Annotated in this window: 21 protein-coding genes; 7 read left to right on the forward strand and 14 right to left on the reverse strand. The window is 69.4% G+C overall.

The window, feature by feature from the left end:
* The first annotated feature begins 68 nt into the window (after positions 1-68).
* Both ASF68_RS10885 and ASF68_RS10890 read left to right on the forward strand, forming a co-directional pair.
* Positions 69-950: an endonuclease/exonuclease/phosphatase family protein gene (locus ASF68_RS10885; RefSeq protein ID WP_056010094.1), complete on the forward strand. Its 882-nt coding sequence runs from the start codon at positions 69-71 to the stop codon at positions 948-950.
* A gap of 37 nt (positions 951-987) precedes the next feature.
* Positions 988-1389: a RidA family protein gene (locus ASF68_RS10890; RefSeq protein ID WP_056010096.1), complete on the forward strand. Its 402-nt coding sequence runs from the start codon at positions 988-990 to the stop codon at positions 1387-1389.
* Between the two features lie 24 nt (positions 1390-1413).
* Here the strand turns inward: ASF68_RS10890 and ASF68_RS10895 are convergent, their stop codons facing one another.
* The 4 genes from ASF68_RS10895 to ASF68_RS10910 are packed head-to-tail and all read right to left on the reverse strand — an operon-like array spanning position 1414 to position 6398.
* Positions 1414-2145, reverse strand: a complete 732-nt coding sequence (locus tag ASF68_RS10895; RefSeq protein WP_056010099.1) for a YoaK family protein — start codon at positions 2143-2145, stop codon at positions 1414-1416.
* 47 nt (positions 2146-2192) lie between these two features.
* Positions 2193-3161 carry an acetylxylan esterase gene (locus ASF68_RS10900; RefSeq protein WP_056010102.1) on the reverse strand — a complete coding sequence of 323 codons (969 nt, stop codon included), beginning with the start codon at positions 3159-3161 and terminating at the stop codon, positions 2193-2195.
* 42 nt (positions 3162-3203) lie between these two features.
* Positions 3204-3986: an IclR family transcriptional regulator gene (locus tag ASF68_RS10905; protein WP_056010105.1), complete on the reverse strand. Its 783-nt coding sequence runs from the start codon at positions 3984-3986 to the stop codon at positions 3204-3206.
* A gap of 54 nt (positions 3987-4040) precedes the next feature.
* A complete protein-coding gene (locus ASF68_RS10910; protein WP_369796447.1) occupies positions 4041-6398 on the reverse strand; it encodes an FAD-dependent oxidoreductase in 2358 nt (785 codons plus the stop codon).
* Positions 6399-6551: 153 nt separating this feature from the next.
* On the opposite strand from ASF68_RS10910, the gene ASF68_RS10915 reads away from it, so the two are divergent.
* Positions 6552-7901, forward strand: a complete 1350-nt coding sequence (locus ASF68_RS10915) for an MFS transporter (RefSeq protein WP_082498577.1) — start codon at positions 6552-6554, stop codon at positions 7899-7901.
* 66 nt (positions 7902-7967) lie between these two features.
* Here the strand turns inward: ASF68_RS10915 and ASF68_RS10920 are convergent, their stop codons facing one another.
* From ASF68_RS10920 to ASF68_RS10930, 3 genes are all read right to left on the reverse strand, one after another.
* On the reverse strand, positions 7968-8300 hold the full coding sequence (locus tag ASF68_RS10920; RefSeq protein ID WP_157579937.1) for a hypothetical protein: 333 nt from the start codon (positions 8298-8300) through the stop codon (positions 7968-7970).
* Between the two features lie 97 nt (positions 8301-8397).
* Positions 8398-8817, reverse strand: a complete 420-nt coding sequence (locus ASF68_RS10925; RefSeq protein WP_056010113.1) for a hypothetical protein — start codon at positions 8815-8817, stop codon at positions 8398-8400.
* A gap of 1 nt (position 8818) precedes the next feature.
* Entirely contained in the window at positions 8819-9340 is a 522-nt protein-coding gene (locus ASF68_RS10930) for a GNAT family N-acetyltransferase (protein ID WP_056011818.1), read from the reverse strand.
* Positions 9341-9421: 81 nt separating this feature from the next.
* Here ASF68_RS10930 and ASF68_RS10935 point away from each other — a divergent pair, with 81 nt between their 5' ends.
* Together ASF68_RS10935 and ASF68_RS10940 are read left to right on the forward strand one after the other, a co-directional pair.
* Complete coding sequence (locus tag ASF68_RS10935) at positions 9422-9961, forward strand: hypothetical protein (RefSeq protein ID WP_056010116.1); 540 nt, start codon at positions 9422-9424, stop codon at positions 9959-9961.
* A gap of 156 nt (positions 9962-10117) precedes the next feature.
* Positions 10118-10531 carry a peptidoglycan-binding protein gene (locus ASF68_RS10940; protein ID WP_162239355.1) on the forward strand — a complete coding sequence of 138 codons (414 nt, stop codon included), beginning with the start codon at positions 10118-10120 and terminating at the stop codon, positions 10529-10531.
* A 66-nt stretch (positions 10532-10597) separates the two neighbouring features.
* Here ASF68_RS10940 and ASF68_RS10945 read toward each other — a convergent pair whose 3' ends face one another.
* The 5 genes from ASF68_RS10945 to ASF68_RS10965 form a co-directional block, all read right to left on the reverse strand.
* Positions 10598-12712: an alpha-galactosidase gene (locus ASF68_RS10945; RefSeq protein ID WP_056010121.1), complete on the reverse strand. Its 2115-nt coding sequence runs from the start codon at positions 12710-12712 to the stop codon at positions 10598-10600.
* A 7-nt stretch (positions 12713-12719) separates the two neighbouring features.
* Positions 12720-14042: an ABC transporter substrate-binding protein gene (locus ASF68_RS10950; RefSeq protein ID WP_056010124.1), complete on the reverse strand. Its 1323-nt coding sequence runs from the start codon at positions 14040-14042 to the stop codon at positions 12720-12722.
* A gap of 79 nt (positions 14043-14121) precedes the next feature.
* Positions 14122-14991, reverse strand: a complete 870-nt coding sequence (locus ASF68_RS10955) for a carbohydrate ABC transporter permease (protein WP_082456000.1) — start codon at positions 14989-14991, stop codon at positions 14122-14124.
* Entirely contained in the window at positions 14988-15932 is a 945-nt protein-coding gene (locus ASF68_RS10960) for a carbohydrate ABC transporter permease (protein WP_056010127.1), read from the reverse strand. The genes ASF68_RS10955 and ASF68_RS10960 overlap by 4 nt, the downstream gene beginning before the upstream one ends.
* A complete protein-coding gene (locus ASF68_RS10965) occupies positions 15929-17938 on the reverse strand; it encodes a beta-galactosidase (RefSeq protein ID WP_056010132.1) in 2010 nt (669 codons plus the stop codon). Before ASF68_RS10965 ends, ASF68_RS10960 begins: the two co-directional genes overlap by 4 nt.
* 151 nt (positions 17939-18089) lie before the next feature.
* Here ASF68_RS10965 and ASF68_RS10970 point away from each other — a divergent pair, with 151 nt between their 5' ends.
* Complete coding sequence (locus ASF68_RS10970) at positions 18090-19112, forward strand: LacI family DNA-binding transcriptional regulator (RefSeq protein WP_056010135.1); 1023 nt, start codon at positions 18090-18092, stop codon at positions 19110-19112.
* A gap of 5 nt (positions 19113-19117) precedes the next feature.
* Here the strand turns inward: ASF68_RS10970 and ASF68_RS10975 are convergent, their stop codons facing one another.
* A complete protein-coding gene (locus ASF68_RS10975; protein ID WP_056010138.1) occupies positions 19118-19699 on the reverse strand; it encodes a hypothetical protein in 582 nt (193 codons plus the stop codon).
* A gap of 267 nt (positions 19700-19966) precedes the next feature.
* On the opposite strand from ASF68_RS10975, the gene ASF68_RS10980 reads away from it, so the two are divergent.
* Positions 19967-20581, forward strand: a complete 615-nt coding sequence (locus tag ASF68_RS10980) for an amidase domain-containing protein (protein ID WP_056010141.1) — start codon at positions 19967-19969, stop codon at positions 20579-20581.
* 93 nt (positions 20582-20674) lie between these two features.
* On the opposite strand, the gene ASF68_RS10985 is transcribed toward ASF68_RS10980, so the two are convergent.
* A complete protein-coding gene (locus ASF68_RS10985) occupies positions 20675-20956 on the reverse strand; it encodes a hypothetical protein (protein ID WP_157580308.1) in 282 nt (93 codons plus the stop codon).
* Between the last annotated feature and the right edge of the window lie 24 nt (positions 20957-20980).

Below are 20980 nucleotides of genomic sequence, written 5' to 3' on the forward strand. Positions count from 1 at the left end.
CTAGGCAGACCGACGCGCCCGCGACATGGGGACAGCTCCCCTTCATCCTCCTCCCCTACGCTGACCGGGTGAGCGAAACCATCCTGGCCCGGAGCCTCCTGACCGTCATGAGTTACAACATCCGCACCGCCGTCGCCCAACCCGGTCACGAATGGGTGGACCGGGCTCCGCTCGTCTCGCAGGTCATCGCCCGCACCGGGCCCGACCTCCTCGGCCTGCAGGAGGTCCGCGGGAACCAACTCAGCGACCTCCTCCCAGACCTCACCGAGTACGACTGGTTCGGGCAGGGTCGCGACGGCGGCACCGCCGGCGAGTACGGTCCGGTGTTCTTCCGTCGCTCACGGTTCGAGCGGCTCGACGCCGGCGACTTCTGGCTCTCCGACACCCCCGACGAACCCGGCTCGAACACCTGGCCGTCGCTCCACGCCCGGTTCGTCACCTGGGTGCGGCTCCGGGAGCGACAGACCGGGGACGAGCTGGTCTTCGCCAACACGCACCTCGACCACGAGGCCACACCCCACGGCGACGACGTCCGGACGAAGAGCGCCGAACTCATCGCGGACCGGTTCTCCGAGGTGGACACGCCGATCCTGCTCACGGGCGATTTCAACACCCCGCGCGGATCCGCAGCGCACGTCGCGTTCGAGCGAGCCGGGTTCGTCGACCTGTCGCCGGCGGCCGAGGGCACGGACGTCGGCACCTTCCACGGGTACGGCCCGCAACGTCCCGGGAACGCGCGCATCGACTGGGTGCTCGGCCGTTCGGGCGGACCCGGCCCCCACGCCGACTTGGAGCCGATCGACACCCTCGTCGACGATCAGCCGCCGACCTCCGAGGCGAGCGACCACTTCCCGGTGGTCATCCGAGCGCAGCTCACGCGCGACGCTCAGCTCCCCGAGCTGGCGTCGGCGTCGAACCCGGGCGGCGCCGTCGGGCACGATGGAGCATGAGTCGTCTCGCGACCGAGCCGAACCACGAGGAGGATCCATGTCCGTCGTCACGCTGATCCGAGCCGAACAGCTCTCCGATGCGGCCGAATACGCCTACGCCTCGTCCGTCCCGGCGAGCGCGAAGCTGCTGTTCCTGGCCGGGTCGTGCCCGCTGAACCTCGACGGCTCGACCGCAGCCGTGGGTGACGTCGCCGGGCAGGCGGCGAAGTGCGTCGAGAACCTCGTCATCGCCCTCGAGGCCGCCGGGGCGACCCTCGCCGACGTGGCGAGCACCAGGGTCCTCGTCGCCTCGACCAAGCAGTCCGACCTCGTGACGGCCTGGGAGGTCGTGCGCGCCGCCTTCGGCGATCACGACGTGCCGTCGACGCTGCTCGGTGTCACCGTCCTCGGCTACGACGACCAGCTCGTCGAGATCGAGGCGACCGCCGCGATCGCCTGACCGGTTCGGCGCCGACGCTCGTCGTCAGTGCGCCGATGCCGACGGCGCGAGCCGGAGGAGCACCAGCCCGACGATCGACGGGACGAGGGGCAGCGCCGCACCGAACACCGGGTCGACGCCCGTGAGGAGCGAGCCGCAGAGGGCACCCGCCACGAGTAGCACGATCGCACCGATGCGGATGAGGTGGTGGTCGTGGATGCCGTCGGCGAGGCTCTGCATGAGGCTGGTGAGGGTGCCGGTCACGAACGTGGTCGTCACGCCCGAGCGTTCGATGCGACGCGCGACGGCCGTCTGCCCGGCCATGGCGAGGGTGGAGAGCGCGATGAGGACGCAGACCACGGGCATGGTGCGGTGGTCGGAGGACACGATCCACCCGAGGAGGACGCACGACTGTGCGACCACCGCACCGCCGAGGACGAGGACCAGCCGGCGCTGCGGCGCCTCCGGCGTCGGTCGATCGGTGGTGGCGACGGGCCTCGTGAACCGGAAGGCCAGGAACGTCCCGACGGAGAACAGCAGCACCGCGACCGACGCCCCGAGGAGGACCTCGGCGAAGTCCGGGCGGCTCGTGAGGCCGGCCAGCACGAAGTTGCCGGTCATGTTGGCGGTGAAGACGCCGCCGAGCTGGAGGAACGCGAAAGCGTCGGTCGCCCCGGCCGCGAACGAAAGCACGAGCGCCATCGCCGCGATCATGCCGGCCCGCGTCCGACGTCGGGCGGCCTGCAGGGTCTGATCGGTGCCGTCGGTCTCGCTCACGTGCACATCGTCCCACGCCCGCTCACCCGGGGCGGGCGGGCGACGCGTCAGGCGAAGAGGTCGGCGAGGACCTCGAGCTGCCGCTGCTCCTGCACCGGTCCCCCACCCTCATGCCCGTTGTACGGGTACACGGCGATGTCCTTCTGTGCACCCGCGTAGTGGTTGAACGCCGCGTAGACCGTCGAAGGCGGGCACACCGCGTCGCACAGGGCGACGGAGAAGAGCGTCGGTGCCGTGGCCCTCGCCGCGAAGTTCGTCGCGTCGAAGTAGGAGAGGGTGCGGAACACCTGCTCCTCCTGGCCGCGGCGACTGATGAGGAACGTCTTCAGCTCGGCGAACGGGCTCGCGTCGGTGATCTGGAGGGCTCGACGGTAGTGCGACAGGAACGGGACGTCGACGAGCGCGCCGGCGAGGCCCTCGCTGAGCCCGGCCGCGGCGAGCGCGATACCGCCGCCCTGGCTGACCCCGGCGACGACGACGCGAGCCGGATCCACCTCGGGGAAGCTGCGGACCACGTCGACGGCTAGCGCGGCGTCCGTGAACACGCGGCGGTAATAGTACGTCTCCCGGCTGTCGAGCCCGGCGCTCATCTTGCCGGCGACCTGGGGTCCGCTGCCGACGGGGTCCGCGGTCGCGCCGGGCCGGTTCGCACTGCCCTGGCCGCGGGTGTCCATCACGAACACCGCGTACCCGGCGGAGGGGTGCATCGTCCACTGGTGGGCGAACCCGCGGCCGCCGCTGTAGCCGATGTAGTGCACGACGCACGGGAGCGGGCCGGTCGCGCCTGCAGGACGGATGAACCAGCCCTTGATCGGGTCGCCGCCGAAGCCGGAGAAGGTGACGTCCTCGACGATGAGACCGGTCAGCTCGGGGTTGGAGCGCTCACGCTGCGTCGGCTGGGCGAGCGCATGCGCTTCGGCGATCGTGTCCGACCAGAAGGCGTCGAAGTCGGCGGCCTCCTCGCGGTCGGGCAGGTACTGCTGGAGCTGGGCGAGGGGCAGGTCGAATTGCGCCACGGGTCACCTTCGGGTTCGTGAGATCGGATACGGGAGGACGGGTCAGGAGGACGGGATCGCGGAGATGAGGCCGAGTCCCACACTGATGCGGTCGGCCACCTCGATGAGGTCCTCGGTGAGCACGTCGAGGTCGCGCTCGCGCATGAGGCTCAGGCGGCCCGAGATGGAGATCGCCGCGACCACTCTGGCGTTCGCGTCGCGGATGGGTGCCGCGATCCCGAGACGCCCCAGCGCGAGCTCCTGGTCCTCGGTGCAGACGCCGCGTTCCCGAGCCGCCGCGAGCTCGGCGACGAGCGCCGCGTGCTCGGTGATCGTGTTGGCCGTGTAGCGGGCGAGCGGTTCCGCACCGAGCAGCGCGCGGAGGCCGTCCGCATCGAGGTCGAGCAGCAGGCACTTGCCGAGGGCCGACGCGTGCAGCGGCTGCCGGAGCCCGATCATGGAGTGCGACTTGGGGGCGAGCGCGCCCTCGAAGTGACAGAGGTAGATGAGGCTGGAGCCGTCGAGGACCCCGACGTTCACACTGAGGCCGATGCGCTGCGCGAGTTCCTGCGCCGGCGCCCGGGACTCCCGGTGGACCGGGTTCTGGTTGAGCCCCTCGCTCGCCAGCGCAAGGATCGTCGCGCCGATCGCGTACGACGGGCTGTCGGCCGACTTGGACACGTACCCGAGCTCCTCGAGGGTGCCGAGGAGCCGGGCGGTCGTCGAGGTGCCCAGACCGGTCGCGCGCGCGATGTCCGAGGCCCGCAACGGCCCGGTCGTCGAGGCGCCCAGGACGGCGAGCACCGATGCCGCACGACCGATGCCCTGCTGGATCTCGCCTGCCACGGGTCCTCCACGGTGTCGCTGTCGGTTCGGGTGTCCGGCCTCGGAAGGCCGTGTTCAGCGTAGCGGTCGGGCTCGGCGCGGCCGGGTGGTGCGCCCGCTCGGCTGCTCGAACACCTTCACACTCGCGACGCTGACGTATGGCGAGCCGTTCGTGGCCGTCACGACGAGTCGGAGCGCGTCGATCCGCACGGGTTCGACGTCGTGGATCCGGTGTCGGTGCCGGTTCCCCTCGGCCTCGGCCAAGACCGTCCACGTGCCCTCCGTCCCGTCCACGGGTCGCGCCTCGAGCCGGTACGCGGCGACGAGCTCCGGCACCGCCTCGAAGCCGGTGCGGTGGTGGTGCAGGTTGATGAGGTCCGCGTCGACGTCGTCGTTGAAGACGATCCGGACGGACGCGACGTCGACGGGCTCGTCCCACCGGAGGCTGAGCACCTCGGGTTCGGCGACCAGGTCGCGGCCCTCGTCGAGCCGCTCCGAGGACCACAGGTGCGGCCCACCGTACGGGCGCTGATAGCCGTCGAGCACGCGCTCGGGACGGTACGCCGTGGTGTCCCCGCCCACGGTCAGCGCGACGCTCCGGCCCCGGAGCTTCCGGGCGTTCCAGTCGAGGATCGCCTGGTCCTGCTCCTCGGGGATGTGGTCGTCGAACACCTCGTCCGAGGCGTGCCTGGCCGTGAGGACGAGGAGCCCGTAGGGGTGGCCGTCGGTGAGGAGCAGGCTCACATCGGGGTTCGCGCGGACGACGACCACGGCGTTCTGCTCCACGTCGGGCGTCCACCCGAACCGCACGGTCGCCGGGACACCGGTCCCCGCGGCGACCTCCACCGAGCCGTCGAGGAGGTGCTCGACCGGGACGGCGTTCTGGCGCTTGCCCGCGCTCCACAGTTCGACGTGGAGGGTCGTGTCGCGCGCGGCGTCGACCAGCAGGGTGATCTGATCGAGCGTCGGAGCGACGGGTACGAGGATCGCGACGTCGCGGTCGAGGGCGAACCGTTCACCGTCGCCGAGGTGCTCCAGCGTGGAGATCCCGGCGAGCGCGCTGGAGGCGGAGACGGTCGCGCGCGGAGCCAGGTCGTCGGAGTCGTCGACGGTGACGCCGATCACCGGAGCGTCCTCGCGGAGGAGGGTGCGCTGCAGGAGCGGCAGCGCCTCACCGGCGAGCCCACGCGGGGTCAGTCCGTCGCGGGCGATGAGCGCCGCCGCCGTCCCCACCGCCTGGCCCTGGGTCGCGCAGGTCGCCATGACCCGCGTGGACCCGAACGCGACGTGCGACGCGGAGATGTTGCGACCGGCGAAGAGCAGGTTGCCGACGTCCCGTGAGTAGAGGCTGCGGAACGGGATGCCGTAGGTGCCGTTGCTGAAGCGCTGCTGGGCGCCGGCGGTCTCGGCGTAGACGCCCTCGACCGGGTGCAGGTCGATCGACCATCCGCCGAAGGCGACGGTGTCCTCGAAGTCGACCTGGTCGAGGAGGTCGTTCTGCGTGAGCGTGTGGTCGCCCAGCAGCCGACGGTACTCGCGCTTGCCCGGGATCGATCCGACCCACTCGAGCGTGAGGGTGTCCGCGTCGAATTCGCCGGAGTTCTTGATGTAGTCCCAGATCCCGAAGACGACGCTCCACAGCTCGTCGCGGATCTGCTCGTTCTCGGCGACGGTGTCGAGTTCGCCACCCCACTCGATCCACCAGTAGTTGCAACCGTTGTCGCCGGTGCGGATGATCCGGTTGGTGAGGATCGGGGTGTCGCGGATGTCGCGGGCGATGTCGGGCGCGACGAAGCGCTCGGGTCGTCCCGTGTCCTTCGTGTAGAAGAAGATCGAGCTGCCGAGGAGCTCGTCGTCCGCCACCTCGGGCGCCCAGGGTTCACCGTGCTCGGCGCGGCCCTCCCGGCCGATCCGCGAGGTCGCGCCGGCGAGGTGGCCGACGAGTCCGTCTCCGGTGCAGTCGATGAAGACCGGTGCGATGAACTCGGTCTCGATCTCGCTCCCCATCGTCCAGCCGGTGACGGACGCGATCCGCGGTCCCTCCGACGACTCATCCCCCGTCGGCTCCGCCATCGTGACGATGCGGACGTCCGTGTTGAGGTGCAACTGCACGTTCGGCTCGGCGCGCACGAGGTCGAGGACGGTCTGGTCCCAGTAGAACGGGTTGCCCTCGGGGTTGCGGTACTGGTTCTCCAGGAAGAGCTCGCCCATGATCCCGGTCTCGCGGGCGAACCGCTGGTGGCCGTGCGCGGTCGCTCCGACGACCCACACGCGCACCTCGCTCGAGGAGTTGCCCCCGAGGACCGGGCGGTTGGTGATGAGCGAGACCCGGGAACCGAGACGGGCGGCAGCGACGGCGGCGGAGACCCCCGCAAGACCTCCGCCGATGACGACGACGTCGGCGGACTGGGTGCGGTGCTGCATGGACGACACTCCTTCGTGATGCGTGATCCTGGAAGCCGTCAGATCGGTGTCGACCTGCGGGCTGCTCCCACGCTACCATTCAGCGGTACGAGTTTCCCATTCAGTGGGTATGCTACGTCAGCAGGTGAACTTCCAGACACCCCGACAACGATGTGAGGACCGATGGACGACAGCAGGACACAGACCGAGACCCTGGCGGAGGCCGCCGCGCACAGCGCGCAGACCCCCTATGACGACGCGGAGCGCTCGCGCCGCATGCGGAAGGTCATCTGGGCCGCGGGAGCCGGCCACTTCGTGGAGTGGTTCGACTTCGGGCTCTACGGCACCCTCGCGACCGTCATCAGCCTCAACTTCTTCGAGCAGGGCAACCCGCAGGCCGCGCTCCTGTCCGCGTTCGCCGTGTTCGGAGCCGGCTTCGTGATGCGCCCGCTCGGCGGCCTCTTCTGGGGATCGCTCGGGGACCGCATCGGACGCAAGACCATCCTCGCGACGGTGATCCTCGTGACGTCCGGGGCGACCGTCGTCATGGGTCTCCTGCCGACGTTCGACATGATCGGCCTATGGGCGCCGATCCTGCTCGTCATCGTCCGGCTCGTCCAGGGCTTCGCCGCCGGCGGCGAGAGCTCGGGCGCCACCACGCTCCTCGCCGAGTACGCCCCCTCCAACCGGCGTGGCTTCGTGACGAGCTTCATCGACGTGTTCGGGTTCGCGGCCTTCGTCGTCGGCGCGGGTCTCGTGCTCCTCTTCACCTCGACACTCGGCGCCGAGGCGCTCAACGACTGGGGCTGGCGCGCCCTCTTCTTCCTCGCACTCCCCCTCGGGCTCGCTGGGCTCTACCTGCGGAACAAGCTCGAGGACACCCCGGAGTTCCAAGCGATCCAGGCCAAGGGCGCCGTCTCGAAGTCACCGCTGCGGACGTCGTTGCGCACCTCGTGGAAGGCCCTGCTCTTCTGCGTCGGCTTCGTCGTGATCAAGGCGGTCGGCCACTGGATCCTGCAGACCTTCATGCCGTCGTACCTGCAGACCGACCTCGGGTACTCGCAGCCGCTCAGCTACGGCGTCACGGTCCTCGGGCTCCTCGCGATCGCGATCCTCGTGCCGTTCATGGGCCTGCTGAGCGACCGGATCGGACGGAAGCCGGTGATGATCGCGGGCTGCGTCGGGTTCCTCGTCCTGACCTACCCGACCCTGATGCTCATGAGCGCAGGCAACTTCGCCGCAGCCGCCGTCGCGATGGTCATCCTCGGCGTGTTCATGGCCGCGTACGACGGTGCATCGAGCGCGGCGATGGCGGAGCTGTTCCCGACCAGCATCCGCTACGGCTCGATGGCGATCGCGTACAACCTCTCGGTCGCCGTGTTCGGCGGGATCACGCCGTACTTCGCGACGTTCCTCATCGCCTCGACCGGCAACCGCTTCGCTCCGGCGTTCTACGTGATGGCGGCGGCGCTCATCACGCTGATCGTCGTGCTGCGGGCGCGGGAGACGGCGAAGCTGCCGCTGCCGCGCTGAGCGGACCGGAACGAGCGCCGGCGTCGACCCGAGGGGTCGACGCCGGCGTTGCCGTGTGGGGACGACTCAGCGGGAGAAGTCGCGCAGATCCAGGTCGGGATCCTCGAGGACGTCGGAGGTCTCGATGGAGTCGCGAGGTTCGTACGCCGTCGTGGACGGGCGGATGTCATCGAGGTAGCCCTGGAGACGCGATTCGGCCTCACTGAAGTCCGGTACGGCCTGATCCCAGGCGTGCGGCACGGACAGCACGTCGTTGCCGAGACCGATCACGAGCTGAGCCGATGCGTCTTCGACATCGGAGTCGACGACGATCGGGATGGTGACCGCTTCAGCGCGGCCGCGCTTCGCGAGCTCCGCCGTCAGTTCGACCAGCAGAGCCGCGACCTCGTCGGTCGTCACAACATTCTCACCCGCGTATGTAATGCATCGCATGCATCCACCCTGCCGGATCGAGCCTGGAAGCTCAGGCCCCTTGACACCCGGCGGGGCCGGATGACTAGGCACCCTCGCGACTGAGCTTCCTCGTCCGGAAGGAGCGCCACGCTCCCGTCGACCAGAGCGCCCACACGACGAGGAGGGGTTGGAAGAGCAGCCGGATGGCGCGGGCGGCGTCGCTGTCGAGCCCGAAGGCGTCGGTCCCGCTGACGAACTGCTCGACGTTGCCGGGGAACACGGCGACGAAGAAGGCCGCCACGACCCAACCGACCACGACCCGGTGCCGTCCGAGGAGCAGGAGCGAGAGGCCGAGCAGGATCTCGACGACCCCGGACGCGAGCACGACGAGGTCGACGGGCAGCGGCAACCACTGCGGCACCTGGGCGACGAACGACTGTCGAGCGAAGGTGAGGTGGCCGACGCCGGCGAACACGAGGGCGGCCCCGAGGAGCAGGCGTGCGGCGGTGCGGACGACGCCCATCTCAGTTCGCCGCCGTCACGGCGTACTTGAAGCCGCGGTGCGAGCCGACGAAGCCGAGACGCTCGTAGAAGCGGTGGGCGTCGATCCGGGCCTCATCGGAGGTCAGCTGCACGATCGACGACCCCGTCGCGGGGGCGGCGACGTCCGTCACCCAGCGCATCATGGCCGAACCGACACCGCCGGACCGCAGCGCGGAGGAGACCCGCACCGCCTCGACGAGCATCCGGGTCGAACCGCGTCGGGCCATGCCGGGGATACGGGTGAGCTGCATCGTCGCGATGACGGCACCGGCGGCGTCCTCGACGAGCAGGATCTCGTTCGACGGGTCGTCGATGAGGTCCGCGAGCGCGCGCTCGTAGGCGGGCAGGTCGCTCTCCTGGGCTTGGTCGCCTCGCGCGGCACTGATCGGGTCGTCGGCGAGCAACGCCATCAGGGCGTCGAGGTCGCCGAGGCCGGCCCGGCGGAGGACGAGCGTCTGCTCGCGGGTGGTCAGGGTGGCGGGGAGTTCGAGTGCGGCGATCACCACCCCAGCCTCCCACCTCCGTCGACCTCGGTGGACGAAGGCCGACAGGCACGCGTCGCCGCGATCTGCGAGAGTTGACGGGTGAACTACGACCTCAGCGCTCCCGCTCGCCGCGACATCAAAGGTCTCACGGCCGCCATCGAGTCGGCCGAGGACACCGCTTCCCTGCAAGCGCGTCTGAGCGTGCCCCGCTACGGCGTGTTCGACCTCGCCGGCCGAGCCCGTCGGTCACCGATCATCGGCGGCCTCCTGCTGGCCGGCACGGCACTCGATCAGAACGGCAAGCCGACGAAGCCCCTGCAGGTGCTCGAGACGATCCCCGAGCTGGATCCCGTCGACCCCGACCCGGGCGCCGTCACCGCTCAGCTCGCCGAGCTCACCCACGGCGACCTCGTCACGGTGCGGTTCTCCGACGGTGCCTACGGCGATTTCGGCGTGACCGGGATCGCCGTGTGGTCCGTCCCCGGCACGACGTTCCTCGTCGGCGGTTGGCTCATCGGTGAGGCCGGCGCTCCGGCCCCTCGGGTCACCGAGCTCGTCCGCCTCGCGCCGGTCGGCGACCACCCGTGGCCGGTGCCCGCGCAGATCACCGTCGTCGGCGAGGACATCGGCATCGACTGAGCGCGCTTCGTTCGCCCAAACATGGGCGAACGAACACACACTCGCCCAAACATGGGCGAATGAACGGCGGCCGGGCATGGGCACTCCTCCCCATTCGGTGTTCGACGCGCTCGACCTACGCTCGTGATGTCCGAGCAGTCGAACGAGAGGAACATCATGACCACACGAACGATGCGCAGCAGGATCGCCGTCGCGGGTGCCGCCCTCGGCCTCGCGATCGCCGGCTCCCTGGGCGGTGTCGCGACCGCCGCACCGGCGTCCGCCGCCGGCCAGTGCGTCGACTACCAGTACTCCGTCGGCGGCGACGGTGGGTGCGTCGCCAACATCCAGACGCTCCTCAACGCCTTCGGACCGAGGATCCCCGGTGGTGTGTCCAACCTGGAGGTGGACGGCCAGTTCGGCGAGCAGACCCGAGCAGCCGTCGTCGCCTTCCAGACGTACTGGGGCATGCAGGTCGATGGCGTCGTCGGTGCCGAGACCTGGAACATCCTGTGCGCGCCGCAGATGGGACCCGGTCCGGTCGACTGGTTCCCCTACGACGCGGCTCGCGCCTCCGGCTGCAACATCTGACCGAAGCTCGCGCGACCGAGGACTCCCCCGCCTGAACCTGGGCAAGGGAGTCCTCGTCCGTAGCGGCTAGTCCGCGTCGAGCGTGAAGAGCTGCGCCTGCTCGGGGGCGAGGAGCGGCATCGCAATCCCGACCTCGGCCAACGCGCGGCCGGTGAGCACGATCGAACCCTCGGCCAGCCACGTCGGCGGTGCGTCCTGGATCGACCGGGCGGGCGCGCCGAGGTCGAGCGGACGGACGCGATAGAGACGCTCGGGATCGAGGCCCGGCACTCGGAGCGGCGCAGGAACAGCCGTCCGAGGTGCGGCGAGCGCCACCTGCGCGACGATCGCGGAGGAGCGGTCCTGGGCGATCACCCCGTGCGCCTGCAGGGCGGGGTCCGCGCCGTCCATGCGGACGACCGCGCCCGAGTGCAGCAGCGGGCGGAGGCGCTGGTAGTGGCCGATCCAGGCCGCGATGAGGTCGAGCTCGTCCTCGCTCGCCTCGTTGAGGTTCCACTCGATGCCCGCACTCCCGAAGAGTGCCGTGGCGAGCCGGAACGCGAGGTCCGAGGTCCGCCAGGTGGTGTGCGAGCGGGCGGCGCCGAGGTGTCCGCCGAGATACTCCGGCGGGATCACGAGGCCCGTGTACCGCTGGATCGACTGGCGCTCCAGCGGGTCGTTCGTGTCACTCGTCCACACCCGCTCGACGCGCTCCAGGATGCCGAGGTCGATCCGCGCGCCACCCGAGGCGCACGACTCGATGTCGACCCCGGGGTGCAACGCGCGCACCTCGTCGAGCAGTCGGTAGAGCGCCGCCGTCTGCCGGTGTGCCGAACCGCCGAGCAGGTCGCGGTTGTGATCCCACTTGAGGAACGCGATGTCGTACTCGGTCAACAGTGCGTCGAGTCGGCCGAGGAGGTAGGCGAACGCGTCCGGATGGTCGAGGTCGAGCACCCGTTGGAAGCGCCAGGTCGGGGCGTCCGGGTGCCCCAGCACCCAGTCGGGGTGGGTGCGGGCGAGCTCGGAGTCGGGGTTCACCATCTCGGGTTCGACCCACAGCCCGAAGTCCATGCCGGCACCGGTGACCGCGTCGATCAGTGGTGAGAGCCCGCCGGCCCAGCGTTCCGGGTCGACGAACCAGTCGCCGAGTGCGCGTCGGTCGTCGGTCCGGCCCGCGAACCACCCGTCGTCCAACACGAACCGCTCGACCCCGACGCGCTTCGCCTGCTCGACGAGCGACAGCAGGGTGGGCAGGTCGTGGTCGAAGTACACGGCCTCCCAGGTGTTCAGCACCACGGGGCGGGGCTTCGTGATCGTGCTCCAGGAGCGGATCCAGGGGTGCAGTCGCGCGGAGACGCCGTCGAGACCCGCGTCGGAGTATACGGCGACCGTCCATGGCGATTCGTAGCGCTCGCCTGGCGCCAGGACGACCTCACCGGGGGCGAGGAGTTCGCCGGAGCCGGTGGCCGCGGGTCCGAGCGCCGAACGCTCGGTCCAGAGCACCTGGTCGCCGCTCCAGGCGAGGTGGGTCGCCCACACCTCACCCGTGCGGAAGCCGAAGCCTGGGGCTCCGACGACGGACAGGAAGGCGGCGTCGTGCCCCGGCCGGCCGTGACGGTGCTCGCGGGTCCAGGCGCCCTGGCCGAGGCGGGGACGCTGCGGCGTGCGCTCGTGGGTCCAGAGGCCCGTGAAGTCGAGGAGTTCGGTGGCGCGGTCCGGGACCGGCAGGACGACGGCGAGAGCGTCGACGGCGAGCGGTCGGTCGACCTCGGCGTCGACCTCGGCGTCGTTCCGCACCGCGTGCCGGACTCGCAGCACGCCCTGCGGGGTCAGCTCGATCGTCGAGACGACCGTCACGGCGGCGCGCTCGTCGGACGTCGTCAGGATCAGGGAGGTGTCGGTGGCCTGCTGGTCGAGCAGCCGCAGTGCGAGCAGGTTCGACGCATCCGGTCCGCCCGGCCGGTGCACGCCGACACCCGGGCGGCCGCTCCAACCGTCGAACACGGTGGGCAGCAGGCTGAGGCGGGGCGGGGCGTCGATGGACGACGGCGGGATCGCGGGCGTCAGGCCATCGGCGAGTGCGGTGAGGGAGGCGGCGGCGAGTTCGCCGACATCGGCTCCCCAGTGGAGGATGGTGGGCACCTCCGTGCCACGGGCGTCGACGATCAGGCTGACGCCCGCGGCACGAAGGTGATGGATCACGGTTGCATTACTCCTTGACGGGGATGGACTGCGCCTTCAGGGCGTCGATCGTCGCCGACTGGCCCTTGGTGAGGGCGTCGAGCAGGGTGCCGTTGCCGGACACCGCCGCCTTGAAGCCGTCGGACACGTCGTTGTACGTCTGCGTCATCGTCGGACCCCAGGCGAAGTCTTCGGACACCTCGGAGGAAGCCTCCGCGAAGACATCGTAGATCGGCTGGCCGCCGTAGAAGTCGACGCCCTCCTTGAGGACGGGGAGGTTCAGGCCTTCCTTCGTCGCCGGGTAGATGTTGGCGCTCTTGTTGAGCATGGTGAGCGCCTCATCGGAGGTGTTCAGCCACAGGGCGAACTTCGCAGCCTCGTAGGGGTGCTCGGAACCGGTGAAGACCGCGGTGGACGAGCCACCCCAGTTGCCGGCGGCGGAGTCGCCGGCCTTCCACTGCGGTGCCTTCGCGACGGCCCACTTGCCGGCGGTGTCGGGCGCACCGGAGGCGATGGAGTTCGCACCCCAGACCGCCGAGTTCCAGGTCCACGCGGCGCTGGAGTTGTAGGCGTTGTCCCACTCGGTCGTCCAGGTCGGCACGGTCGAGACGAGGTCCTCGTCGATCAGGTCCTGCCAGTAGTCGGCGACCTGCTTGGAGGCGGGGTCGGTCAGGTCGACGGTCCAGTCGCTGCCGTCGTTCTTGAACCAGCTGCCGCCGGCCTGCCAGACGAGACCCGCGAACTGGTTGATGTCACCCTGCGAGAAGTTGGTGATGTAGGCGCCGGTGGCACGCACCTGCTTGGCGGCCTCCTTGTACTCGGCCCACGTCGTCGGGATGGCGATCCCGTTCTGCTCGAAGAGGTCGGCACGGTAGAACATGGCCATCGGGCCGGAGTCCTGCGGCACCGCGTAGACCGAGTCGGACTCGCCGAGGGAGACCTGACCCCAGGTCCAGTCGACGAAGTCGTCCTTCGCGGCCATGACCTCGTCGCACGCACCGAGGTCCATGAGGCCGTTCTGCACGCGGAAGTTCGGGAGGGCGTCGTACTCGATCTGACCGAGGTCGGGCGCGTTGCCGGCCTTCAACTGGTTGAAGAAGTTCTGGTACGTGCCGCTGTTGCCGTTCGGGCCGGTCTGGACCTTGACCTGGATGTCGGGGTTCTCCTTGTTCCAGACGTCCACGACCTCCTCGATACCGGGGATCCAGGAGGTGAAGCTGAGGTCGACCTTGCCCTCCGCCGGGGCACAGGACGCAGCAGCACTGCCGCCGTCCGACCCGGTGGAGGAGCAGCCGCTCAGGACGACGGCCGACAGCACCGCTGCGGCGACCGCTGTTCTCTTGAGGTTCATTGCGAATCCGTTCTTCTGTGAATGGTGAGGGATGGTGTTGCTGGTGCGGGTGGTTCGGGAGGTGCTGATTGTCGGGCGGTCACTTCACGGCGCCGGCACCGAGGCCGGACCGCCAGAACCGCTGGAGCAGGAGGAAGGTGATGACGAGCGGGATGATCGACAGGAACGCGCCGACGAGCACGTACAGGCGCAGTTCGGGGATCTGGTTGACCTGCGAGTTCCACGAGTAGAGCCCGAGGGTGACGGGGAACAGGGCTTCGTCGCGCAGCATGATGAGCGGCAGGAAGAAGTTGTTCCAGATGGCGACGAACTGGAAGAGGAACACGGTGACGAGCGCCGGGAACATGAGTCGCACGGAGATGGTGAAGAAGGTCCGGACCTCCCCCGCACCGTCGAGCCGAGAGGCCTCGAGCAGTTCCTCCGGCACGCTCGACGCCGCGAAGATGCGGGTGAGGTAGACGCCGAAGGGGCTGACGAGTGACGGCAGGAACACGGCCCAGAAGGTGTTCGTGAGACCCACCTGGCTGAAGATCAGGAACAGCGGCAGGGCGAGCGCCGTGGCCGGCACGAGCACACCACCGAGCACGACGTTGAAGATCAGGTCGCGGCCCGGGAACCGGTACTTGGCGAGCGCGTAGCCGCACATCGCCGCGAACAGGGTGCCGAGGAGTGCGCCGAGCCCCGCGTACAGCACCGAGTTCAGCATCCACTTCAGGTAGACGCCGTCGCGGTAGGCGACGAGCTGTCCGACGTTCTCGAAGAGGTTGAAGTCGGCGAACCAGAGCGGCGCGGTGTTCGAGAACTGCGACGACGACTTGGTCGACGCGATGAACAGCCACCAGATGGGGATGAGGAAGTAGAGCGTGAAGACGAGCATCACGATGAGCGCGCCGGCACGCGACAGGCGGCTCTCCTGCGGGCCGCGGCCGGTGGACAGGATGGCGGTCATTTGCCTTCCTTTCGCTGCGTGAACTTCAGGAACCCGAACGAGAGGACGAAGGTCGCCAGCGCGAGCACGACCGAGAAGGCGGCTGCGAGGTTCACGTTCGGGATGGACGAGGTGGTGTAGACGGTGAGGTTCGGCGTGAAGGTGCTGCTCACGGCCGAGCTGAAGGACCGGAACACCTGCGGTTCGGCGAGGAGCTGGAGCGTGCCGATGATCGAGAAGATCGCGGTGAGGACGATCGCGGGCATCACCAGCGGGATCTTGATCGACCAGGCGATGCGGGCCTGGCCGGCGCCGTCGAGTCGCGCTGCCTCGTAGATCTCCGTCGGGATGGAGAGGAGCGAGGAGTAGATGATGAGCATGTTGTAGCCGACGAACACCCAGGTCACGACGTTCGCGATGGCCCAGAGCACGAGGTCGGCGGAGAGGAAGTTGACGTTCTGCGTGATCGCGGTGAACGGCGACAGGTTGGGCGAATAGAGGAAGCCCCACATGATGGCGGCGATGACGCCGGGGACCGCGTACGGCACGAAGAAGGCCAGGCGGAAGAACCGCTTGCCGCGGAGCAGCGGCGAGTCGAGCAGCAGGGCGAAGAGGAGAGCGAGGCCCAGCATCACGGGCACCTGGACGACACCGAACAGGAGCACCCGACCGACGGACTGCCAGAACGGTCCGTTCTGGAAGACCTGCACGTACTGGGCGAACCCGCCGAACACCTCACGGGCCTGGCCGAAGGTGCCGTCACGCTCGATCACGAGCAACGACTGGTAGACGGCGTAGCCGATCGGCACGAGGTAGAACAGGGCGAACAGGACGGCGAACGGGACGATGAAGAAGGCGATCGCCCGCTTGTGCTGCACCACCGCCTTCGGCAGTCGCGCTGCCGTCCGCCGGCGGGACGGACGTGGTGACGTAGCCTCCGCCGTCTCGATGTTGACGCTCATCGCGTGCGGTCCTCTCTGATGACGCGCACGGCGCCGGCTGGCACGCGTGCGATGGAGTCGACGGGTTCGCCGGTGACGAGCTCGTGCCCGGTCGCCGGCAGCTCGACGTCGTGCGTCGAGTGGTTGATGAGGAAGCGGTAGCTGCGGTCGTCGCCGACGCGGCGGATGACCTCGAGGCCCGGCAGCCGCTCGTCGCCCTGCGGCACGGCGCCCGCGCCTGCTGCGGCGTCGCGCAGGACGTCGTCGAGGGCGTCGGCGTCGAGGTTCGTCGCGAGGTACCAGGCGTCCCCGCCGCGCGCGAGGCGGTTACGGGTGATCGCCGGCCGGCCGATCGAGGGGCCGTCGGCGAAGGTGTCGAGGACCTCGGCGCCGCGGGCGCGGGTGCGCTCCGACCAGGCGGTCGCGGTCTTCCCGGAGGCGAGCGTGAGCGGCTGCCCCGGCAGGACGGGCGCGAACTCCTCCGTGTTGACGCCGAGCAGCTCGCGGAAGGCGCCCGGGTACCCGCCGGGGCGGACGCGGTCCTCTTCGTCGGCGATCCCGCTGAAGAAGGTGATCACCGCGTGACCGCCGGCCGTGACGAAATCGGAGACGACCGCGGCCTCGCTGTCCCGCACGAGGTAGAGGTTGGGGACGACGACGAGGCGGTACGCGGAGAGGTCCGCTCCGGGACGGACGACGTCGACCGTGTGGCCGAGTCGACGCAGCGAGGCGTGGGCGGCGTGCACCTGCGAGAGGTAGTCGACCGCGTGGGTCGGGCGGCTCTCGCCGTCGGCGGCCCACCAGTTCTCCCACGAGAACATGAGCGCGACGTCGGCCTGCACGCGCGTCCCGACGATCTCGTCGAGTCGATCGAGGGTGCCGCCGAGCGCGACGACCTCCCGCCAGACGTCCGAGTCGGTGCCGGCGTGGGGCAGCAGGGCGGAGTGGAACTTCTCGGAGCCCTGCAGGGAGGCCCGCCACTGGAAGAAGCAGACGGCTTCGGCTCCCTTGGCGACGTGCGTCAGCGAGTTGCGGGTCATCTCGCCTGGCGCCTTGGCGAGGTTCTGCGGCTGCCAGTTGACGGCACCGGTCGACTGCTCCATGAGCAACCAGGAGCCGCCGCCGGCCAGCCCGCGCGTGAGGTCGCTCGCGAAGGAGAGCTCCGCGGTCGGGTCGGCGAGCCGGTTGTCGAGGTAGTGGTCGTTCGCGACGACGTCCATCTCGGGGGCCCACTGCCAGTAGTCCATGTTCCGGATGTGCGCAGTGACCATGAAGTTGGTGGTGACCGGCACGGTGCTGTGGCGACGCAGGACCTCGAGCTCGGCCCGGTAGTAGTCGAGCAGTTCGTCGGAGGAGAAGCGGTGGAAGTCGACGACCTGGCTGGGGTTGCGGCTGGACAGGGTGAGACGCGGCGGCAGGATCTCCGCGAAGTCGCTGTACTGCTGGCTCCAGAACGAGGTGCCCCAGGCGGTGTTCAGGCGTTCGATCGTGCCGTAGCGGGCGCGGAGCCAGCCGCGGAACGCTTCGGCGGACTCGTCGTCGTAGCAGAGCGCGTTGTGGCAGCCGAGCTCATTGGAGACGTGCCAGAGCTCGACGGCCGGGTGGGCGCCGTACCGCTCGGCGACCCGCTCGACCAGTTCCAGGGCGTACCGGCGGAAGACCGCGGACGACGGGCACCAGGCCTGGCGGCCGCCGGGGAAGCGCGTCGTGCCGTCCTCGGTCTCGGGGAGGATCTCGGGGTGGCGGAAGGTGAGCCACGGGGGTGCTGAGGCGGTGCCGGTTCCGAGGTTGACCCGGATGCCCGCCGCGTGGAGCAGGTCGAGGATCTCGTCGAGGCCGGAGAACTCGAACTCGCCCGGGCGCGGCTCGAGGTGCGACCACCCGAAGATGTTGAGGGCGACGAGGTCGACGCCGGCTTCCTGCATGAGGGCGACGTCTTCGCGCCAGACGGACCGGTCCCACTGCTCGGGGTTGTAGTCGCAGCCGTAGGCGATGCCGTCGTGGCTGAACGTGGGGGTGGAGCTCATGGTGCCTTCCGCGATCTGTGAACGTGCACAGATCGAAGAGCGACAACTCCACGTTGAGAGTCTGTGAACGTACACAGAGTACGGTCGGATTTCAGAATCTGTCAACACGACGAGCGCCGTGGCGCGTTCGGCGCGGCGCTAGGGTGGAGCCGTGACCCCTCCGCCGACTCGACGCAAACGGGCCACCGTGCACGATGTCGCGGTCGAGGCCGGCGTCTCGCGCGGCACTGTCAGCCGGGTCGTCAACGGCGAGCGGTACGTCTCGGCCGAGGCCCGCGAGGCGATCGAGGCCGCGATCGAGAAGGTCGGGTACGTGCCCAACACGGCCGCCCGGAACCTCGTCATGCAGCGCACGCAGGCCGTCGGGTTCGTCGTGCACGAGCCCCACAGTCTCTTCGTCGACGATCCCAACATCGGCAACATCCTGCTCGGCGCGAACGAGGCCCTCTCGCAGGCGGACCACCAGCTCGTCTGCCTGGTCGTCGACTCGGAACGCGACACCGACCGCATCACCCGGTACCTCTCCGGCGGCTTCGTCGACGGGGTCATCATGGTCTCCGCGCGCGAGAACGACCCGATCACCCGGGTGATCGAACGCCTCGGGCTCCCGGCGACGTTCGTCGGCCACCCGCCCGACCTCCGCGAACTCCCGTTCGTCGGGATCGACAACCGTGCCGCGTCTGCCGACATCACCCGCGAGCTGATCGGTGCCGGCCGGGGGCGTATCGGCATGATCGCGGCGGCGCTCGACCGCGACTCCGGCTCAGACCGACTCGCCGGATTCCGTGACGCGCTCGGCGACCGGTTCGACGAGCGGCTCGTCGTCGAGGTCCCGTTCTACTCCCACCAGGACGGCTTCTCCGGCATGACCGAGCTCCTCGCACGAGTACCGGAGATCGACGGCCTCTTCGCGGCGTCCGACGCGGTCGCAGCAGGTGCCCTCGAGGCGTTGCGCGCCGCCGGTCGGCGGGTCCCTGAGGACGTGTCGGTCGTCGGCTTCGACGACTCGGCCTGGGCCCTGCGCTGCCACCCGCCGCTCACGACCGTCCATCAGCCGGCAGCGGCCGTCGGTCAACGCGCGGCCGAGGTGCTGCTCGCGCAGTTGCGGGGCGAGACCATCTCGCCCACCGGCTCGTTCGTCCCGACGTCGATCGTGCGTCGCGGGAGCGTCTGAACCCGTCAGCGGTAGCAGCCCTCATCGGAGATCAGCACCACGTACTCCCGGGCCCCCTCGGTGTACGCCTGCACACCGAGGGCGTCGTCGAAGCTCTGCAGGTCGATCGCCTCGGCCGACTCCGAGAGGTCGAAGCTGATCCAGGTCGGCTCGTCGGTACCACCGAGGTAGACCGGCCAGCCTTCGTCGGCGAAGAAGTCGGCGATCGTCTGCTCGCTCGACTCGCTCGTGCCCGGAGCGACCTCGAACGTCTTCATCGAGCGCGCGAAGGAGACCTCGCTGCCGTCCGAAGCAGCTGAAGAGCACGCCAACTCATCCCATTCGCCCTCTTCACTGATGATCGTGTTGAACGGGATGAGGGAGGAGGCCACGGTGAGCGTGGCGTTCGCCTGGGCACGAGCTTCTGCAGGCGAGGGCATCGACTCGTCGATGAACCCGTCCTCGAGGAGGTCTTCACCGGTGAACCCTCGAGCGTTCAGCTCGGCTTCGACGGCCGCCGCGAATGGAGCGGCGCCGGCGATCATCATCGCGAGCGGTGCCGCGTAGCCGACGAGCTGCAGCACGACCGCCGCGATGATCACGGTCACCAGGCCTCCACCGAGCGGAGGTCGATTCGTCGACGGCGGCGAGTGTTGGATCACGGAGTGCCCTTTCGTCCGGGCCCGGTTCACGCGGTTGCTCCCGGAGCAGGCAACCGCGTCGTGCTGCAGATGGCGACACGACGGATCGCGTACCATCCGGGCGACACTGCATGATCTCAGATCTCGCCGCGGCCGATCGACGACCCCGCGCCATCATGTCGAACGGACCGACCCACACGGATCCCCCAGCAGGGCACGCCTAACGTTGGTCTGATGATCGGCTCGGGAATCACACGGCGCCTCCGCGCCACGCTCGTTGCGGCCACCGTGGCTGCCGCGGCGATCGGTCTGTCGGGATGCTCACCCGAGCAGATCGAGCAGCGCTCCGACGACGCGTCGATCCAGGCGCAGCTCGACTACGTGCACGCGCACTGGAACGCCTACAACGACGCCGAGTACGGCGCGCTGCCGGACTCCGACTGCGTCAACTTCGCCAGTCAGTCACTCATCGCTCGTGGGTGGCAGATGGACGATGGCTGGTCGTTCGACACCGATGCCGACGGCGACCACGAGTATTCGGACGCGTGGGTGAGCTCGACACTGTTCGAGCGCTATCTCCGGGCCCACCCCGAACGGGCGACGGAACTCGCCGCCACCGACCTCAGCGCGTTGCAGCTCGGCGACATCGTCCAGTTCGATTGGGACGACTCCGGCGACGAGGATCACACCGGCATCGTGACGAGGATCGTCGGTGATGGTGCCGACCGGCAGGTGTACTTCGCCGGCCACACACTCGACAGCCACTACCGTTCTGTGACGAACGCGATCACCGAGACCTATCCGGGCGCGCGAGTCACCTACTGGCACCTCGCAGCGCCCGCGAGCTGAGCAGCCGCTCGCGCATCCCCTTCATTCGCCCATGCTTGGGCGAATGAGCACTCCGTCGCCCAAACATGGGCGAATGAACGCTGGTAGAGCGAGTCAGAGCAGCAGCGTTGGGCGCCGGACGGCGGCCCGCTTCGCCTCGTCGAAGGTGTCGACGTGCAGCCATTCGGGCGGGCTGGGCGCCACGATGAGGACGTCGTACCCGGTGCCCTGCGCCTCCACGTAGGCGAGTCGACATTCGGGCGATGACGGGTCGGCGTCGTTCGAGATCCGCCACTGGCGGGTCCCGATCGGGACGACATGATGACGCTCGGCCGAGTCCTCGACACGTGGGAACGGCGACTCGAGCGACACTGCTTGAGCATGCTTCGTAACCATGCCCTCAGGCTAGGCGGCCGAGTG

The sequence above is a fragment of the Plantibacter sp. Leaf314 genome, assembly GCF_001423185.1.
Lineage (GTDB): Bacteria > Actinomycetota > Actinomycetes > Actinomycetales > Microbacteriaceae > Plantibacter.

What these genes read in the sequence shown, in the direction of transcription:
- ASF68_RS10925 (WP_056010113.1), bottom strand. Translation starts at nt 8,817, where the DNA reads ATGGGCGTCGTCCGCACCGCCGCACGCCTGCTCCTCGGGGCCGCCCTC.
- ASF68_RS10980 (WP_056010141.1), top strand. Translation starts at nt 19,967, where the DNA reads ATGATCGGCTCGGGAATCACACGGCGCCTCCGCGCCACGCTCGTTGCG.
- ASF68_RS10985 (WP_157580308.1), bottom strand. Translation starts at nt 20,956, where the DNA reads ATGGTTACGAAGCATGCTCAAGCAGTGTCGCTCGAGTCGCCGTTCCCA.
- ASF68_RS10960 (WP_056010127.1), bottom strand. Translation starts at nt 15,932, where the DNA reads ATGAGCGTCAACATCGAGACGGCGGAGGCTACGTCACCACGTCCGTCC.
- ASF68_RS10950 (WP_056010124.1), bottom strand. Translation starts at nt 14,042, where the DNA reads ATGAACCTCAAGAGAACAGCGGTCGCCGCAGCGGTGCTGTCGGCCGTC.
- ASF68_RS10915 (WP_082498577.1), top strand. Translation starts at nt 6,552, where the DNA reads ATGGACGACAGCAGGACACAGACCGAGACCCTGGCGGAGGCCGCCGCG.
- ASF68_RS10965 (WP_056010132.1), bottom strand. Translation starts at nt 17,938, where the DNA reads ATGAGCTCCACCCCCACGTTCAGCCACGACGGCATCGCCTACGGCTGC.
- ASF68_RS10890 (WP_056010096.1), top strand. Translation starts at nt 988, where the DNA reads ATGTCCGTCGTCACGCTGATCCGAGCCGAACAGCTCTCCGATGCGGCC.
- ASF68_RS10955 (WP_082456000.1), bottom strand. Translation starts at nt 14,991, where the DNA reads ATGACCGCCATCCTGTCCACCGGCCGCGGCCCGCAGGAGAGCCGCCTG.
- ASF68_RS10940 (WP_162239355.1), top strand. Translation starts at nt 10,118, where the DNA reads ATGACCACACGAACGATGCGCAGCAGGATCGCCGTCGCGGGTGCCGCC.